This window comes from Streptomyces sp. NPDC046870 (genome assembly GCF_040704595.1).
Taxonomy (GTDB): Bacteria; Actinomycetota; Actinomycetes; order Streptomycetales; family Streptomycetaceae; genus Streptomyces; species Streptomyces argyrophylli.
The window spans coordinates 82,980-99,526 of sequence record NZ_JBEYXM010000012.1; the positions used below are offsets into that span (position 1 = coordinate 82,980).

The 16,547-nt window shown below is 74.2% G+C and carries 14 protein-coding genes; 7 read left to right on the forward strand and 7 right to left on the reverse strand.

Annotated elements, in window-relative coordinates:
• Together AB0946_RS24610 and AB0946_RS24615 are read right to left on the reverse strand one after the other, a co-directional pair.
• A complete protein-coding gene (locus AB0946_RS24610) occupies positions 1-927 on the reverse strand; it encodes a DMT family transporter (RefSeq protein ID WP_366762812.1) in 927 nt (308 codons plus the stop codon).
• A gap of 6 nt (positions 928-933) precedes the next feature.
• Positions 934-1,773: an SDR family NAD(P)-dependent oxidoreductase gene (locus AB0946_RS24615; RefSeq protein WP_366762813.1), complete on the reverse strand. Its 840-nt coding sequence runs from the start codon at positions 1,771-1,773 to the stop codon at positions 934-936.
• Positions 1,774-2,022: 249 nt separating this feature from the next.
• On the opposite strand from AB0946_RS24615, the gene AB0946_RS24620 reads away from it, so the two are divergent.
• The 5 genes from AB0946_RS24620 to AB0946_RS24640 all read left to right on the forward strand — a co-directional run bounded on the left by AB0946_RS24620 (position 2,023) and on the right by AB0946_RS24640 (position 6,070).
• Positions 2,023-3,528 carry an MFS transporter gene (locus tag AB0946_RS24620; protein ID WP_366762814.1) on the forward strand — a complete coding sequence of 502 codons (1,506 nt, stop codon included), beginning with the start codon at positions 2,023-2,025 and terminating at the stop codon, positions 3,526-3,528.
• Positions 3,529-3,670: 142 nt separating this feature from the next.
• On the forward strand, positions 3,671-3,847 hold the full coding sequence (locus AB0946_RS24625) for a hypothetical protein (RefSeq protein WP_366762816.1): 177 nt from the start codon (positions 3,671-3,673) through the stop codon (positions 3,845-3,847).
• Between the two features lie 200 nt (positions 3,848-4,047).
• Positions 4,048-5,109, forward strand: a complete 1,062-nt coding sequence (locus AB0946_RS24630; protein WP_366762817.1) for an iron-containing redox enzyme family protein — start codon at positions 4,048-4,050, stop codon at positions 5,107-5,109.
• A 30-nt stretch (positions 5,110-5,139) separates the two neighbouring features.
• Complete coding sequence (locus AB0946_RS24635; protein ID WP_366762953.1) at positions 5,140-5,784, forward strand: HemK2/MTQ2 family protein methyltransferase; 645 nt, start codon at positions 5,140-5,142, stop codon at positions 5,782-5,784.
• A gap of 127 nt (positions 5,785-5,911) precedes the next feature.
• Positions 5,912-6,070, forward strand: coding sequence for a CDGSH iron-sulfur domain-containing protein (locus AB0946_RS24640; protein ID WP_366762954.1), 159 nt, complete (start codon positions 5,912-5,914; stop codon positions 6,068-6,070).
• Between the two features lie 209 nt (positions 6,071-6,279).
• On the opposite strand, the gene AB0946_RS24645 is transcribed toward AB0946_RS24640, so the two are convergent.
• Positions 6,280-6,714 carry a protease inhibitor gene (locus tag AB0946_RS24645; RefSeq protein ID WP_366762818.1) on the reverse strand — a complete coding sequence of 145 codons (435 nt, stop codon included), beginning with the start codon at positions 6,712-6,714 and terminating at the stop codon, positions 6,280-6,282.
• A 453-nt stretch (positions 6,715-7,167) separates the two neighbouring features.
• Here AB0946_RS24645 and AB0946_RS24650 point away from each other — a divergent pair, with 453 nt between their 5' ends.
• Positions 7,168-8,769, forward strand: a complete 1,602-nt coding sequence (locus AB0946_RS24650) for a cytosine permease (protein ID WP_366762819.1) — start codon at positions 7,168-7,170, stop codon at positions 8,767-8,769.
• A gap of 82 nt (positions 8,770-8,851) precedes the next feature.
• On the forward strand, positions 8,852-10,030 hold the full coding sequence (locus tag AB0946_RS24655; RefSeq protein WP_366762820.1) for a lactate 2-monooxygenase: 1,179 nt from the start codon (positions 8,852-8,854) through the stop codon (positions 10,028-10,030).
• Positions 10,031-10,544: 514 nt separating this feature from the next.
• Here AB0946_RS24655 and AB0946_RS24660 read toward each other — a convergent pair.
• The 4 genes from AB0946_RS24660 to AB0946_RS24675 form a co-directional block, all read right to left on the reverse strand.
• Positions 10,545-12,089, reverse strand: coding sequence for an RICIN domain-containing protein (locus AB0946_RS24660; RefSeq protein WP_366762821.1), 1,545 nt, complete (start codon positions 12,087-12,089; stop codon positions 10,545-10,547).
• 334 nt (positions 12,090-12,423) lie between these two features.
• The gene (locus AB0946_RS24665; RefSeq protein ID WP_041666033.1) at positions 12,424-12,801 is read right to left on the reverse strand and encodes a toxin Doc; all 378 of its coding nucleotides are present in this window, start codon (positions 12,799-12,801) and stop codon (positions 12,424-12,426) included.
• Positions 12,802-12,804: 3 nt separating this feature from the next.
• Positions 12,805-13,044, reverse strand: coding sequence for a hypothetical protein (locus tag AB0946_RS24670; RefSeq protein ID WP_014676647.1), 240 nt, complete (start codon positions 13,042-13,044; stop codon positions 12,805-12,807).
• Between the two features lie 235 nt (positions 13,045-13,279).
• Entirely contained in the window at positions 13,280-16,375 is a 3,096-nt protein-coding gene (locus AB0946_RS24675) for a glycoside hydrolase family 2 TIM barrel-domain containing protein (protein ID WP_366762822.1), read from the reverse strand.
• Positions 16,376-16,547: the final 172 nt, after the last annotated feature.

The following is a 16,547-nucleotide window of genomic DNA, read 5'->3' on the forward strand; positions in this document are numbered from 1 at the left end:
CTACCTCCTGGGGGTGCGCGGGAGAGCGGTGGCGGAGCCGGGGGACTCCTCCGGGTCGGTGGCGTCCCACTCCCCGCCGACGGACGGCGAGTGGACGAGGCCGATGCTGCCCGCGCCGATGAGGGCGACGCCGATCGCCTCCGGCAGCAGGCTCAGGCCCAGGTGGATCGATTCGCCGAACAGCACCCAGCCGAGCACGACGCTGGTGAGCGCGTCGCCGAGGGTGAGGGCGGGCTGGGAGGCCGTCAGCGAGCCGGCGCCGAGCGCGCCCTGGAGCAGCAGGAAGGCGACGAGTCCGGCGGCCCCCGTGGCGTACAGCGACCAGTGTCCGAACATCTCCGCCGGCCCCTGTGCGAGTCGTCCCACGGCCTCCTTCAGCAGCGCCGCGGTCGTCGCGAAGGACACGGCGGAGGCGAGGCCGAGCAGCGCGGCCCGGGACGCGCCCCGGGCCGGGCGCGCGACCAGGACCAGCAGGACGACGACGCCGAGCGCCCCGCCGCCGCCCAGCAGCCAGTCCCCCGGCCGCGCGGTGGGCCGGCCGGCGGAGGGCGCCGCCGCGAGGAGGAACAGGGCCAGTCCGCCGGCGAGGGCGACGAACGCGAGCCAGGTGCGGGCCTCCGGGCGGCGCCGGAAGACGACACTGCCCACGGCCAGCGTGAACAGCAGTTCGGCGGTGAGCAGGGGCTGGACCAGGGACAGGCTGCCCACGGCCAGCGCCCCGGCCTGCAACAGGCTGGACAGCCCCAGCAGCCCGGCGCCCGCCAGCCAGGAGGGCTTGCGCAGCAGGTGGGCGAACCGGCGCACCACGGACCCGGCCCCGCCGTCCTGGTCCGGCTCCTCCTGGACGGCGGCCCGGCGCTGCAGCACCGACGCGGACGCGTTGGACAGGGCCGCGAGCAGGGCGAGCAGGACCGTCAGCGCCATCATGGCCGCTCACCCGAAGCGGGCGGCGAGCCGCCGGTAGAGTCCGGGCGCGGCGCCGCGCACCCGGGCGGGCAGCCGCAGCCAGCCGGGGACGTACACCTCGTCCCGGCCGTGCAGGACGGCGGCGCATACCGCGTCGGCCACGCGTTCGGCGGACACGGGCCTCGGCCAGGACCGCGCGTACGGGGTGCCCCGCCGGTCGAAGAAGGGGGTGGCGACCACGCCGGGGATGACGTGGCTGACGCCCACCCCGGTGCCCCGGAGTTCGTAGCGCAGGCAGTCGGCGAAGGTCGCCAGCGCGGCCTTCGCGGCGGAGTAGACGGCCTCGCCGCGCACGCCCACGCTGCCGGCGAGGGATCCGATGAGCACGACGCGTCCGGATCCGGCGGCGACCATGTGCGGCAGCACGGTCCGCACCAGGTGCACGGTGGCCAGCAGGTCGACCCCCACGATCTCGTCGATCCGCGCGGCCGGCATGCCGGTGAAGTCCCCGGCCCAGCCGAGGCCGGCGCCCGCGACGAGCAGGTCCAGCCGTCCGAGGTGGTCCAGCGCGAGGCCGGCGAGCCGGCGGTCGGCGCCGGGCCGGGTCAGGTCGGCGGGCAGCGCGACCGCACCGGCCTGTGCGGCCACCTGCTCCAGTCGGGTGACGTCGCGTCCGTTCAGGGCCAGCCGCCAGCCGCCCTCGGCGGCCAGCCGGCGGGCCACGGCCGCGCCGATGCCCGAGGAGGCGCCCGTCACCAGGGCGGCACCGCCCCGGCCGGGGCGCGGGGTGGTCTCGGCCCTTCCGGCCGGGGCCGGGAGCGGCCGGGTCTCGTTCGACGGTCCTGCGGGGGACGGGGCTTGGGACATGGTGACGACCTCACTGCGACGGCGTTGCACGGGCTCGCGAACTCCGGGGCCGAACCTTCGCGGTGTATCCAGGGCGCCACACACTGAAACACCGCGCACGGCGAAGTGGGCCGCCGTAAAGAAACGTTGCCGTTTCGCTCGGGGTGACCTAAGCTCTCGGTGTACGAAACAGTTTCGTTTACGAGCTGTTCGCCTTCTCGTACCCCTCTGCCGTCCCGTACCCGAACGACTTCCCTGGAGTGGTTCCGCATGCCCGAGAAGACCCTGGCCGAGACCTCCCGCGCGGGAGCCGCGGCGCCGGAGCACGCCGAGGCCTCGCCCAAGCGGTGGTGGATCCTCGCGGTCATCGCGACGGCCCAGCTGATGGTGGTGCTCGACGCCACGATCGTGAACATCGCCCTGCCGTCCGCCCAGAGCGACCTCGGCTTCTCCGACGGCAACCGGCAGTGGATCGTCACCGCCTATGCCCTGGCCTTCGCCTCACTGCTGCTGCTCGGCGGCCGGATCGCCGACATGTTCGGCCGCAAGACCGCCTTCCTCGTCGGCGTCGTCGGCTTCGCCGCGGTCTCCGCGCTCGGCGGCGCCGCGAACGGTTTCACCATGCTGGTCGTCGCCCGCGCGCTCCAGGGCGTCTTCGGCGCGCTGCTCGCGCCCGCCGCGCTCTCGCTGCTCAACACCACGTTCACCGACGCCCGGGAGCGGGCGCGCGCGTTCAGCGTGTACGGCGCGATCGCCGGCGCGGGCGGTGCGTTCGGTCTGCTGCTCGGCGGTGTGCTGACCGACGCGCTGGACTGGCGCTGGACGCTGTACGTGAACGTGGCCATCGCGGTCGTCGCCTTCGCGGGCGGCTGGCTGCTGCTGGGCAACCACCGTGACGCGGCGAACGCCAAGCTGGACGTCCCGGGCACGGTCCTGGTCGCCGCCGGCCTGTTCTCCCTGGTCTACGGCTTCTCCAACGCCGAGACCCACGACTGGGACTCGCCGCTGACCTGGGGCTTCCTGATCGCGGGTGCCGTGCTGCTGACGGCCTTCGCCTGGTGGCAGACCCGGACCGCGCACCCGCTGCTGCCGCTGCGCATCCTGCTCGACCGCGACCGCGCGGCCTCCTTCCTCGCGGTGCTGATCGCCGCCGGCGGCATGTTCGGCGTGTTCCTCTTCCTGACCTACTACCTCCAGCTCAACCTCGGCTTCAGCCCCACGAAGACCGGTGTGGCGTTCCTGCCGATGGTCGGCGCGCTGATGGTGACCGCGCAGCTGGGCACCACGGTCCTGCTGCCCCGGACCGGCCCGAAGGTCGTCATCCCGCTGGGCTTCGCGGTCGCCACGGCCGGCATGGCCTGGCTGACCGGCATCGGCCTCGGCTCCCACTACCTCGGCGCGGTGCTCCCGCAGCTGATCGTGATCGGCGTGGGCCTCGGCCTCGTCATGCCGACCGCCATGCAGCTGGCCACCGGCGGGGTCGCCGCCGAGGACGCGGGCGTGGCCTCCGCGACCGTCAACGCCATGCAGCAGGTGGGCGGCTCGATCGGCACGGCCCTGCTGAACACCCTCGCGGCGAGCGCGGCCACCGACTACCTGGCCGGCCGGGACGCCACCAGCGAACTCGTGCGGGGGCAGGCCACGATCGAGAGCTACACCACCGCCTTCTGGTGGTCGGCGGTCCTCTTCGGTGCCGGCGCGGTCATCGCCTTCCTCTGCTACCGGCGCGGTGTGCCGCGGCAGGACGCGGGCGCCGCACCCGTCGTCCACATGTGACAGCGACAAGCGACAGCAGTCCGGCCCGAGGGGCCGCCGTCAGCAGGGAGACGGCGGCCCCTCGCCCCGTCCGGGGGACGCTTGGGACGCCTCCCTCGGGTAACCCGCCAAGGAGATCACCTCGACGACGGAAGGAGACGGCATGCCTGGCGGGAACGGCCACGACGACCACGAGGACCGGCCGGAGACGGCCCTGGAGGAGGTGCTCCGGGAGGCCGAGGAGGCCGAGACGCACGACGAGGACCCGTCCGCCTCGGGTGAGGCCGGGGACACCATCACCCCGAGCCCCACGGCGCAGGAGCAGGCGAAGGGCGACTGAGACCGGCCGGGCGGGGCGCCCTCGGGGCGCTCCGCCGGCGCCCCGGCCCGTACGGATGCGCGCACGTGACCGGGCCGGTGCGGTGCCACCGGTGGCGGCGACGGCGAGCCGGACCGGGCGGACGAGGCACGCCCGCGCCGGGACGGCGGGCCGGAGCGGTGATCACTGGTGCTTTGCCGAGCTGCGGGTACCCGAGCCCCATGAACCACCACGTGCGAGGACCCCTGCTGCCCCCGCCCCGAGGCCCGCTCTCCGCCGCGGTCGCCGCGTACCTGCGCGGTACGGGCCCGCTTCCCGATCCCGCGGACGCCGGGGCCGCCGATCCGTACGGCGACGACCTCCAGCTCGCCCTGTACCTCTGCTACGAGCTGCACTACCGCGGCTTCGCCGGTGTCCCGCCTCAGACCGAGTGGGACCCCGAGCTGCTGCGCGTGAGGGCCGCGCTGGAACACCGCTTCGGCGCCGCGCTGCGCGCCGACACCCCGGTCCACGACACCCTGGACGACGCGCTGGCCGCCCTGCTCGTCGAGCCGGCCGAGGGCACGGGGGTCACCCACTTCCTGTCCGCCGAGGGCGAGCTGTGGCAGCTGCGGGAGTACGCCGCGCTGCGCTCGCTGTACCACCTGAAGGAGGCCGACCCGCACGCCTGGGTGCTGCCGCGGCTGTGGGGCCGGGCGAAGGCCGCGATGGCCGCGGTGGAGTACGACGAGTTCGGCGGCGGCCGGGCCGACCGGGTGCACGCGCGCCTGTTCGCCGACCTGATGACGGACCTGGGCCTGGACACCACGTACGGCCGTCACCTGGACGCGGCCCCCGCCGAGATGCTGGCCGTCGTCAACCTGATGTCCCTGTTCGGCCTGCACCGCGACCTGCGCGGCGCGCTGGTGGGCCACTTCGCCGAGGTGGAGATCACCTCCTCGCCCGGCTCGCGCCGGCTGGCCGAGGCGATGCGCCGCACCGGCGCCGGCCCGGCCGCCGAGTTCTTCTACGACGAGCACGTGGAAGCGGACGCGGTGCACGAGCAGGTCGTCCGGCACGAGGTGATCGGCGGACTGCTCGACGAGGAACCGGAGCTGGCGCCGGACATCGCCTTCGGGATCGACGCGACCGAGTACCTGGAGGGCCGGCTGGCCCGGCGGCTGCTGGACGCCTGGCGCGCGGGACGGTCGTCCCTGCGGACCCCCCTGGACCCCCCGGTGCGCACGGCCCCGGAGTCTCTCGTGGGGGCACCCGTGGAACAGGAGACTTCTCATACATCCTGATTCCCGGGGTACCCGCGCCACGTGATCGCTATGGTGCTTCCGGGTGTGTACGCCCCGCAGGACGACACGGAGCTGCTGGCCGAGGCGCTCCACGAGGAGGCGCCGCCGCCCGGCGCACGGGTGCTGGACGTCGGAACCGGGAGCGGGGCACTGGCCCTGGAGGCGGCCCGCCGGGGCGCGGCCGTGACCGCGGTGGACGTGTCCCGGCGGGCGGTGTGGACGGCCCGGCTGAACGCGTGGCTGAGGCGGCTGCCGGTGCGCATCCGGCGCGGCAACCTCTTCCAACCGGTGCGGGGCCGGACGTACGACCTCATCCTGGCGAACCCGCCCTACGTCCCGGCGCCCGACGCCGGCCGCGGGCCGCACGGCCGGGCCCGGGCCTGGGACGCCGGGTGCGACGGGCGGCTGCTGCTGGACCGGATCTGCCGGGACGCGCCGGCGCTGCTGCGCCCCGGAGGGGTGCTGCTGATCGTGCACTCGGCGCTGAGCGGTCCCGACCGCACCCTGGAGCTGCTGCGGGCGGCGGGCCTGAAGGCGTCGGTGGTCCGGCGCCGCTGGATCGCCTTCGGCCCGGTGCTGCGTTCCAGGGAGGACTGGCTGCGCCGGCGCGGGCTGCTCGCGCCGGCCGAGGACAGGGAAGAGCTGGTGGTCATCCGTGCCGAACGACCCTGCTGACGCCGCGGACTCCGCGGACGCCGTGGACTCCGCGGACGCCGTGGCGGGCTCCGCCGGCTTCGCGGCGGACACCGCCCCCGCCGGCCCGCCGGCCAGGGCTTCGGCCGACGGGGCGCGGCGGATCACCATGCGGCGGCGCGGGCCCCTCCTCATGGAAGGGCCCGTGGAGATCGAACTGGAGGACGGGACCACGGTACGCTCGGACCGCTTCCGCGTCGCTCTGTGTACCTGCCGGCGCAGTCGCCGCTACCCCTGGTGCGACACGAGTCACCGGCGCAAGGCCTGAACATCTGGTTGAAACAGATTGTTTTTCGCCGCTCCCCGGGCGGTCCCCCACGGACCGGCCCGGGGAGCGGCTGTGTGCCCGGGCCCGGCGGGCGGCCCCACTCCGCCCGCCGGCCCCGGCGCGAGATCGCAGGTTCCCCGTTCCAGGGGGCCGCACTCCCCAGTTGCGGGCCTGATCCGGTGTCCACGGGGACCCCTGCGATCCCGGTCCTAGAAGGCGAACAGAGCGCCGCCGACGGCATCCCTCATGCACACGTTGCCGAAGGTGCGCTCGTAGGAGACGCGCTTGCCCTGCCAGACGCCCTGGACGGTGACGACGACGGGGTCGTAGACCTTCGTGCACATCACGTCGCCGGCCGGCTTCAGGGCCTCCGGGTCGCCGCCGGCGAGGCGCAGTTCGGCGCAGGCCTGGGCCGCGGCCGGGTGGGTGCCGGAGGCGGTGGGGGCGCAGGTGAGGGTGACGGCGCGCTCCGGAGTGGCCGTGGCCGCGTCGTTGCCGTGGCCGGTGGTGAGCACCAGGGCCGAGGGGGCGTAGAGCGACGACGGGGCGGCGCCCGGTGCAGCGACGGCGGCCCCGGTCAGGGGTCCGCAAACGGCGGCGGCCGTGAGGCCGAGGGCCGCTGCCCAGCGCGCGGTGTTCCGCATTGTGTGCATCCTTCCGCTCGAACAGTCGGGTCGCCGGCTCCGGTCCGGTCGGGCACCGGAGCGGCGAGCGCCACTCTGCCGACTCCATCGGCGAAACTCACATCGAACCCATGGGTTTCAGTAACCTTTCGTGTTGAATCAGTGGCGTGAAGTCACGGAAATCGAACGACGCGCCCCCGGAACCAGGCGGATCCCCGGGTACGGGAGCGGCCGGATGGCCGAAACACAGCTCTTCGTTAATCGTCCTGAAACATTCCGGCTCCGACCGTGCCGCGCCCCTTCATGACTCCTCGTGTTCATGAAGCGATCACCAGATGCCGTTGCCCGCTCCGCCCCACCGATGGGCGATTCATCCACCGTCGGCGCGAAAGGTGGACGAACCGTCCTCTGGATCACATGGTCGCGCCCGCCGTACCGTCAGCGCACCCCGCTGCCGTCCCCGCTGGAGCGCCCGTGTCCGAACAGCCCGCCCCGCCCGCCGCGTCCGACTCCCCGACCGGACCCGCCCTCACCGAGGTCGAGGCGCACGGCGTGGAGCGCATCCCCGACGCCGACCGCACCGCGACCCCGCTGGACCTGTTCCGGCTCGCCTTCGGCGGCGCCAACACCTTCTCCACCTGTGTCCTCGGCGCCTTCCCGGTCCTGTTCGGGCTCTCCTTCTGGCAGGGTCTCGCGGCCACCGTGCTCGGTGTCCTCGCGGGCGCGCTGATCCTGTGCCCGATGGCGGTGTTCGGCCCGGTCAACGGCACCAACAACGCCGTGTCGTCCTCGGCGCACCTCGGTGTGCACGGCCGGGTGGTCGGTTCGTTCCTCTCCCTGCTGACGGCCGTCGCGTTCTTCTCCCTGTCGGTGTGGAGTTCCGGCGACGCCCTGGTCGGCGGCGCGCACCGGCTGTTCGGCCTGGAGCGCGGCGACCTGTCGTACGTCGTCGCGTACGCGCTCTTCGCCGGTCTGGTGCTCGCGGTGTGCGTCTACGGCTTCCGGTTCATGCTGTTCGTCAACAAGATCGCGGTGACCTCGGCGAGCGTGCTGTTCCTGCTCGGCGCGGTCGCGTTCGCCGGTGACTTCGACCCCTCGTACGCCGGGGTGTTCACCGCCTCGGCGGACGCGTCGACGCGGTCGATGTTCTGGCCGTCCTTCATCGGCGCGGCGCTGATCGTGCTGTCCAACCCGGTGTCCTTCGGCGCGTTCCTCGGCGACTGGTCGCGCTACATCCCGGCCGCCACCCCGCGCCGCCGGGTGGTCGCCGCCGCGTTCCTGTCCCAGTTCGCGACGCTGCTGCCGTTCGTGTTCGGCCTGGCGACGGCCAGCATCGTGGCGACGAAGGCGCCGCGGTACGTCGACCCGGCCGCGCCGGACTTCGTGGGCGGGCTGCTGGCGATCTCACCGAGCTGGTTCTTCCTGCCGGTGTGCCTGCTGGCGCTGATCGGCGGCATGTCCACGGGCACGACCTCGCTGTACGGCACCGGCCTCGACTTCTCCTCGGTGTTCCCGAGGCTGTCGCGGGTCCAGGCGACGCTGCTGGTCGGCGTGTTGTCGATCGCGTTCATCTTCGTGGGCCGGTTCGGCCTGGACCTGGTGCGGTCCATCTCCACCTTCGCCACGATGATCGTCACCTGCACCACGCCCTGGATGGTCGTGATGACGCTGGGCTTCTGGACCCGCCGCGGCTGGTACGACCCGGACGCGCTCCAGGTCTTCAACCGCCGTCAGCGCGGCGGCCGCTACTGGTTCGCGCACGGCTGGAACTGGCGCGGCATGACCGCGTGGTGGGTGTCGGCGCTCGTCGGTGTGCTGTTCACGAACATCCCGGGCCAGTTCGTGGGTCCGCTCGGCGATCTGGCGCACGGCGTCGACATCAGCCTGCCGCTGTCGCTGGCGACGGCCGCGGTGCTCTTCCTGGCCCTGCTGTGGCTGTTCCCCGAGCCCCGTGCCGCGTACGGCCCCGAGGGCGCGCGGCTGGTCCGCACCGTCGAGGTCCCGGTGCCGCCGATCACCGGCCCGGGAGCCGTCGCCGACGCCCCCGCGCCCGTGCCGGCTGGCGGCGTCGGCTGACGTGGTCCCGCGGCGCTCCGTCCGACGTACCGGTCGGTATCGTCGGGGGCGCACGCGGCCGACGACGGGCGGGAGTTGACGGATGGCACAGCACTGGGCGGACTTCCAGTACGAGATCTACCTGACCGGGATGACCGGGGCCGTGCCCCGGCTCCCCACCGACCTGACCCGGCTGGAGGAACTGGCCGAACACCGGCTCGGCCCCGGCCCGGTGGGCTATGTGGCGGGCAGCGCGGGCGACGGCGGCACGGCCCGCGCCAACCGGGCGGCCCTGGCCCGGCGCCGGATCGTGCCGCGCGTGCTGCGGGACGTGCACGAGCGCGACCTCACCACCGAGGTGCTCGGGCGGACCCTGCCCGCACCACTCGCCCTCGCTCCCGTCGGCGTGCTGTCGATCATGCACCCGGACGCCGAGACCGCCGCCGCCCGGGCCGCCGCCGCACACGGCGTGCCGTACGTCCTGTCGTCGGCTTCGAGCACGCCGATGGAGCGGGTCGCGGAGGCGATGGGGGACGCCGAGCGGTGGTTCCAGCTGTACTGGGGCAAGGACCGCGAGGTGACCCGGAGCTTCCTCGCCCGGGCCCGTGCGGCCGGCTTCTCGGTGCTGGTCGTCACGCTGGACACCCCGCTGCTGGCGTGGCGGCCCCGTGATCTGGACCAGGCCTACCTGCCGTTCGTGCACGGCGTGGGCACCGCCAACTACTTCACCGACCCGGCGTTCCAGGCGGGTCTGGCCAAGCCGGTGCACGAGGACCCGAACGCGGCGGTGCTGCACTTCCTCGGCCTGTTCGGGGACGCGAGCCACACCTGGCCCGACCTGGCCTTCCTGCGGGAGAACTGGGACGGGCCGATCGTCCTCAAGGGTGTCCTGCACCCGGACGACGCCCGGTTCGCCGCCGACGCCGGGATGGACGGCGTGGTGGTCTCCAACCACGGCGGCCGGCAGGTGGCCGGTTCGGTCGCCGCGGCCGACGCGCTGCCCCGGGTGGCGGACGCGGTGGGCGACCGGCTGGCGGTGCTGTTCGACAGCGGGGTGCGCACCGGCGACGACGTCTTCAAGGCCCTGGCCCTGGGCGCGCGGGCGGTTCTGCTCGGGCGCCCGTACGTCTACGGCCTGGGCCTGGACGGCCAGGCGGGCGTGGAGCACGTCATCCGGTGCCTCCTCGCGGAGTTCGACCTGACCCTGGCCCTGTCGGGCCACGCACGCCCGGGTACGGTGACGCGGTCGGACCTGGAGACGGACGGCACCGCGGCCTCCTGAGGCAGGCGGGGCGCACCCGGCGTGCGGTTCGAGCGGGACACGGGCGCCACCGGAGCCCTGACCGGGGCCGCCCGTCCACTGCCGCACGGGCGGCCGGCCACCGCCGGCTCAGCGGACCTCGGGCCAGCGGACCCGTGCCATGGAACCCTGGCCCACCGGGCCCACCGTCCCTGCCCGCCGGGCCGGCCAGGGCCCTGACCGGGCCGCCCATCGGCCCCTGACCTCCGGGCCGGCCGGGGCCCCGCGCGCCGCCCTGACCGCCGGGGCCGTCGGGCAGCCGCAGGACGCCGTTCGGCAGCCGGGCCGCAGAGCCCCTCCCACGCCCTGCCGCCGGCCCGACCGGGGCCCCGCGCGCCGCCCTGACCGCCGGGGCCGTCGGGGCCGTCGGGCAGCCGCGGGGCGCCGTTCGGCAGCCGGGCCGCAGCGCCCTACGCACGCCCTGCCGCAGCCCTACGAGGAACCGCCGGAGAGCCACCGCAGCCCTACGAGGAACCGCCGGAGAGCCACCGCAGCCCTACGAGGAACCGCCGGAGAGCCACCGCTGGCCGGGGGACCCGTCCCGGACCTTGACGACGAGGTCGGCCCCCGCCTGGTCACCGCCGGCGGCGAGCGCGAGCGTCCGGTCCCACCGCGGCAGCAACTCGCCCTGGCGAGTGAGGTCGTAGCGCACGTCGTCGCCCCGCTCCGACCCGGCGCCGGCGCAGCGGCCGAGGAGCACCACGCCGGCGTCGGCGTGCGAGTCCAGGCACAGACCGGCGCCGGCGGCGCTGCGCAGCAGCCCGTCGGGGCCGTACGTCCACCGCTGTGTGGCCGAGCCGGAACAGTCGGCGAGCACGGCACTCGCCCCCTCCTCCGGCGTGCCCTTGACGTCCAGGCACCGGCCGGCGCCGTTGCGCAGCGGGCCGGGCCGGCCGGCGGCGGGCAGGCCCGGGGTGCCCGACGGGGCCGGCGCGCCGGGAGTGGCGCTGGTGGCGACCGGAGCGGTGCCGTCGTCGCCGTCGGGCCACACGCCGACCGCGAGGACGGTGGCGAGCAGCCCGGCCGAGGCCACGCCGACCCCGGTGAGCAGCGTCCTGGACGACCAGGCGGTGCCGGGGGCGCGGTGCGCGGACACTCCGGCGAGGAACCGGGCCGGCAGCCCTCTTCCGCCCTCCTCGGCGCCGCGCCGGCCGACGCCGCGCCGGCGTCCGCCCGCCCGCCGCGCGCCGCCGCGGGCGGGGCCGGGCCGGCGGCCGGGGCGCGATTCGAGGTAGCGGCGGGCGCCCCAGCCGAGCACGGCCTCGGCGAGCAGCACGCCCAACGCGGCGTCGGTGTGGCCGAGTTGCTCGGCCGCGTGCCGGCAGTAGGCGCAGCCGGACAGATGCTCCTGGACGTCGGGCAGCAGCGCGCCGCCCCGGCGGATCGGGACGTCGAGCAGGCGGTTGTAGTAACGGCACTCCTTGCCGGGAGCGAGTTCCCGGTGGGCGCGTACCAGGCCCTCGCGGAATTTCTCCCTGGCCTGTTCGAGCGCGGCGGTGGCGTTGCGGATGTCCACGCCGAGCAGTCCCGCGGGCACGTCCACCGGTTCGGCCTCGACCTCGGCGTGCCACAACAGGGCTTGTTCCAGGCGGGAAAGGCCGTGGAAGGAACGGTCGGACAGGGCGCGGTTCTCGGGTACGAGCGGTTGCGCGGCGCGCATCCCGCGGCCTCCGGCGGGTTTGCCGAGCCCGGGGAGCACGGCGGTGATCCGGTCGGTGCCGGACCAGTTCAGGACCGTGTCACGGACGGCCACCAGCAGGCGGGGCCGCAGCGCGTCGGCGGTCTCGCCGAGCGCCAGCCGGCCGAGGACCTGGTGGAAGGCGGTCGCGGTGACCATGTGGGCGAGGGGTCCGGAGGCGGCCAGGCAGATGACCGCGTACTCCTGGGCCGGCTGCCAGTGCCGGGCCATCAGGAGGGCGGCCGACCGGGATGCCTCCGCGTCGGAGCCGGCCCGCAGCGGGCCGGCGAGGAACTCGTCGGATTCCCCCGGATCGGCGCCGGAGGGCGGATAGGGAGGACGAGGGGGGTGGGGGGTGAGCACGGAGCGGATTCCTTCTGGCGCGTGTGCGAGCGGGAAATTCACCGCGTTTGAACCCTTGCACAAGTGCCACAGGGGCAACAAGCCGCACGGGAGACATCGACCTTGTTGAAAGAAAGTCAGAACCGCGGGTGCGGCCGGTGGTTGTCGCGAGAGCGGCCGGATCTCCCATGCGCCCCGTGTGAAGCGCGCGCACGCGTCCACCGGACGCGCACGCTCCCGCGGCGGGCGGCCCGGTGGTGGACTGGGCACCGGTCCACCACGGAAAGGCCCGCTCCCGGCCGGCGGCTCCCGGCGGCTTCCCCCGCCGGCCGGGAGCGGGGCGGGCCCGGCGGCCTCAGATCTGCCAGGAGCGGAGCCGGTCGGCGGCGCCGTACACGTCGGTCTTGCCGGAGATCAGGTCGCGGGCCAGGTCGACGAGTGCGCCGTAGGGCGGGTCGATGCCGACGCCGCTGACGAACATGTAGGCCACCGCGGTCGCGCAGGCGAAGCGGGCGTTGGCCGCGGGCAGCGGCTTGAGCACGGCGAGGGTGTGCAGCAGCGCGGCGGCGCGCCAGGCGGCGTCGGAGTCCACCCCGAGCCGGGGCGGGTCCACCCGGTGCCGGGCGACGGCCGCGACCAGCGCGGAGAAGTCGTCCACGGCGGGCTGGTCGGGCAGGACCTCCTCGTGCCGCTGGAGCAGCCAGGGTACGTCGATATGGATGACGGAGGGCATCGCTCAGGCGGCCTCGCCCCTGGCGGGGCGCTCGTCGTCGGGGAAGGCCGCCGCGAACTCCTCGGCATGGCCGGCGAAGAAGCGGCGGAAGGCCTCGGCGCCCTCCTGCAGGGCCCGGTGGCGCGCGATGTCGGCGGCGGCGGCCTCGCGCACGAGGGCCTTCATCGAGGTACCGCGTTCCTTGGCGATCTGCCGCAGGTCCTCTAGTTCCCGTTCGCTGAACTCCACGTTGAGAGCTGGCATGCCCCTCACGGTACCGCGCGGGTACTCACGCGTAAATACGCCCAGGTCAGAACCGGTCAGATGCGGTACCGGACAGGGCTGAGGGCCAGGTGCGGTTCCCGCCGGTGACACGGTCGGCGGGACAGCGGCCCCTGCCTGCCGCCCCCGCCCTCGTCCCGCTGCCGCCTGCTGCCCGGCCGCCGCGGTCCCGCGCCCCGAGCCCAGTGCCGGGAGCGCGGAAGCGCACGCCGTGCCGTCACGCGTCCAGCCGGCTGATCCGCACCGCTCCCCTCGGCTGTCCCGGGTACGCGCTGGTGAGTGTCAGGCGCAGCCGGGAGCCGCGTACCGCGTCGAAGGTGAGGACCGTCGGACTGTCGGAGGCGGTGGCCCACTCCGTTGTCGTCCCGGTCACCGGGGCCCAGGCGTGGCCGTCCCACACGGCCACCTCGGCCCGCTCGGGCAGGCTGTGGCCGGTGTCCACGGTGAAGGAGACCGCCACCCGGTCGAAGGTCCGGGTGCGCCCGAAGTCGACCGACACCCAGTCCTCGGGCCGGGCCCCGCCGAACGCGGGCAGCAGCGCGGTGGCCGCCTTGACGAAGGCGTTGGACCAGCCGGTGGCCGGGTCGCCGTCCAGCATGGCGGCGGGCAGGGTGTCCGGACGGCCGGAGTAACTGGCGTCCGCGTGCGGATGGCCGGGCGGCGCCGGGTGGCCGGGCCGGAAGCCGGCGGGTGCGGTCGTCGAGGCCGGGCGGGCCGGGTGCGTGACCAGGCGGGCGGTGTCCGCGCGCAGGCCGTCCACCCGGGCGGTGACCTTCAGGGTGCCGGGCCTGGTGCCGGAGCGGACGATCGCGAGGGCCTTGCCGTGGAAGGCGGTGCGGGTGCTCGCCTGGTAGCGCTCGGCGCTCTCCTCGCGGCCGTTGTCGACGCCGGCCAGGGAGCCGCCGGCGACGTCGAAGGCGATGAGGTGGTCCGCGTCGGGCACGACCACGCCGTGCGCGTCGACGATCTCCGCGGTGACGAACGCCAGCGAGCGGCCGTCGGCGGCGAGGGACGCGCGGTCGGCGGTGAGCCGTACGGCGTGCGGGGCGCCGGCCGTGCGCAGCACGTCGGTGGCGACGACCCTGCCGCCGCGCCGGGCCACCGCCTTCAGCTCGCCCGGCCGGTACGGCACCTTCCAGGTCAGGTGCAGCTTGCCCGCGCTGCCGTCGGGACTGGTGTAACTGCCCGGGTAGGGGCCGTCGGTGAAGGTCTTGTCGTCACCGGTGGGCTCGGTGGTCTCCAGGTAGCCGCGGCCGTCGGTCGTCCGCTTGACGTCGAACTCCCGTACGCCCAGGGACTCCCCGTCGAGGAAGAGCTCGACGGTGGGCACGTTGGCGTACGCCCAGACCTCGACGGTGTCGCCCTCCTCGTGGTTCCAGGTCATCGGCAGCAGATGGACCATCGGTTCGGTCGTCCACTGGCTCCTGAAGAGGTGGTACATGTCCTTGGGGAAGCCGGCGGTGTCGACGGCGCCGAAGAAGGAGGCCTTGACCGGGAAGACGTCGTACGGCGTCGGTTCGCCGATGTAGTCGATGCCGGACCACAGGAACTGGCCAGCGAACCACTTCCGGTCCCGGTCCTTCTTGTGCCCGTACTCGCCGCTCATCGTCCAGGAGGCGAGGTTGTTGTCGTACGAGGAGACCTCCCGCCTGCCGGGCGTGTGGTTCTCCCCCGTGTTCAGGTGCTCCGGCTCCTGGTAGGTGCCGCGGGTGGAGGTCTCCGAGGAGGACTCGGACTCGAAGAGGAACAGGTGCGGGTAGGCCGCGTGCAGGGCGTCCACCGACTTGGCCGTGTTGTAGTTGAGGCCCAGGCCGTCCAGTTTGGCGAGCATCAGGTCGGCCGGCGAGCCCTTGGCCGGTACGCGCCGGTACTTGTCGGAGCCGATGACGAGCGGCCTGGTGTCGTCGGCGGCCCTGACGGCGGCGATGATCCGGTCCGCCATGGCGAGCCCTGCGGTGGAGGTCGAGTCGGGGATCTCGTTGCCGATGGACCACAGCACCACGGCGGGCGAGTTGCGGGCGGCCAGGACCATCTCGGTGGCGTCGCGTTCGCACCACTCGTCGAAGAACCGGCCGTAGTCGTACGCCGTCTTGCCGGTGCGCCAGCAGTCGAAGGCCTCCACCATCATCACGATGCCCAGCTCCTCGCAGACCTGGATCATCTGCGGCGAGGGCGGGTTGTGGGAGGTGCGGAAGGCGTTGACGCCCATCGACTTCATGATCCGCATCTGCCGGCGCACGGCGTCGACGCTGATCGCGGCGCCGAGCGCGCCCTGGTCGTGGTGGAGGTCGACTCCCTTGATCTTGGTGTAGGCGCCGTTGAGGGAGAAGCCCTCGTCGGGGTCGAAGCGGAAGGTGCGGATGCCGAAGGGCGTGCGGTGGGTGTCGGTGGTGCGGCCCCCGACGCGCAGCTCGGTGTGCAGGGTGTAGCGGTGCTCCGGGGTCGCGAAGTCCCACAGGAGGGGCTCGGGGACGGTCAGTTCGTGGGTCTCGGTGGCCTCGTCCGCGACGGCGGCGGTGGTGGCCGCACGGGCGACGGTCCGGCCGTCCGGGGCGACGACGCGGGAGCGCACCTCCACGTCCGCGCCGGTACCGGAGGCGTTCCGCACGGTGGTCCGCACCCGGACCAGCGCCCGGTCGGCGGAGACCTCCGGCGTGGTGACGTACGTGCCCCAGCGGGCCACGTGCACCGGCTCGGTGACGACCAGACGGGCCTCGCGGTAGATGCCGCTGCCGGAGTACCAGCGGCTGCTGGGCAGCTGGTTGCGGACCTTGACCGCGAGCACGTCGGCGGTGGTGCCGTCGGTGTGGACGAGATCGGTGAGGTCGAAGGCGAAGCCGGTGTAGCCGTAGGGGTGGCGGCCCACCTCGGTGCCGTTGCAGTAGACGTGGGCGTCCATGTAGACGCCGTCGAACTCGACCGAGATCCGCTTGCCGGCCCAGTCGCGCGGGAGGGTGAGGGCGAGCCGGTACCAGCCGAGGCCGCCCGGGAAGAAGCCGGTGCCGCTGGTGGTGCCGTGGTCGGTCGTGGGGGTCTGCTCGATGCTCCAGTCGTGGGGTACGGCGACCTCGCGCCAGGCCGAGTCGTCGTAGCCGGGCTCGGCGGCCCGGTCGTGGGCGCCGGCGGGGTCGGTGGCGCCGACCGGGTCGCCCAGGGCGAAGCGCCAGCCGTCCCTGAGGGGCACGGTGCGGCGTTCTCCGGTGCCGGGCGCGCCGGCGCCGCCGGCCGCCGTAGCCGTGGAGACGTTCGTAAGCGCCCCGGCCGTGGGCGCCGCCGCCGCTGCGGCCAGGACGGATCTGCGTGTGACCGACATGGGCGGCTCTCCCTCATCAGGGCCCAGAAGTACTCACAACTGATCGTGAACAAACAGATTCTGACGTCTTGCCACACTCGATCGTCAAGGGTCCGGAACCGCATGGGTACCGCCGGCGGCACATCGGCCGGATCTCCCCCTCGACCGTGTCCCCGACGTGTTCGACGGGTCG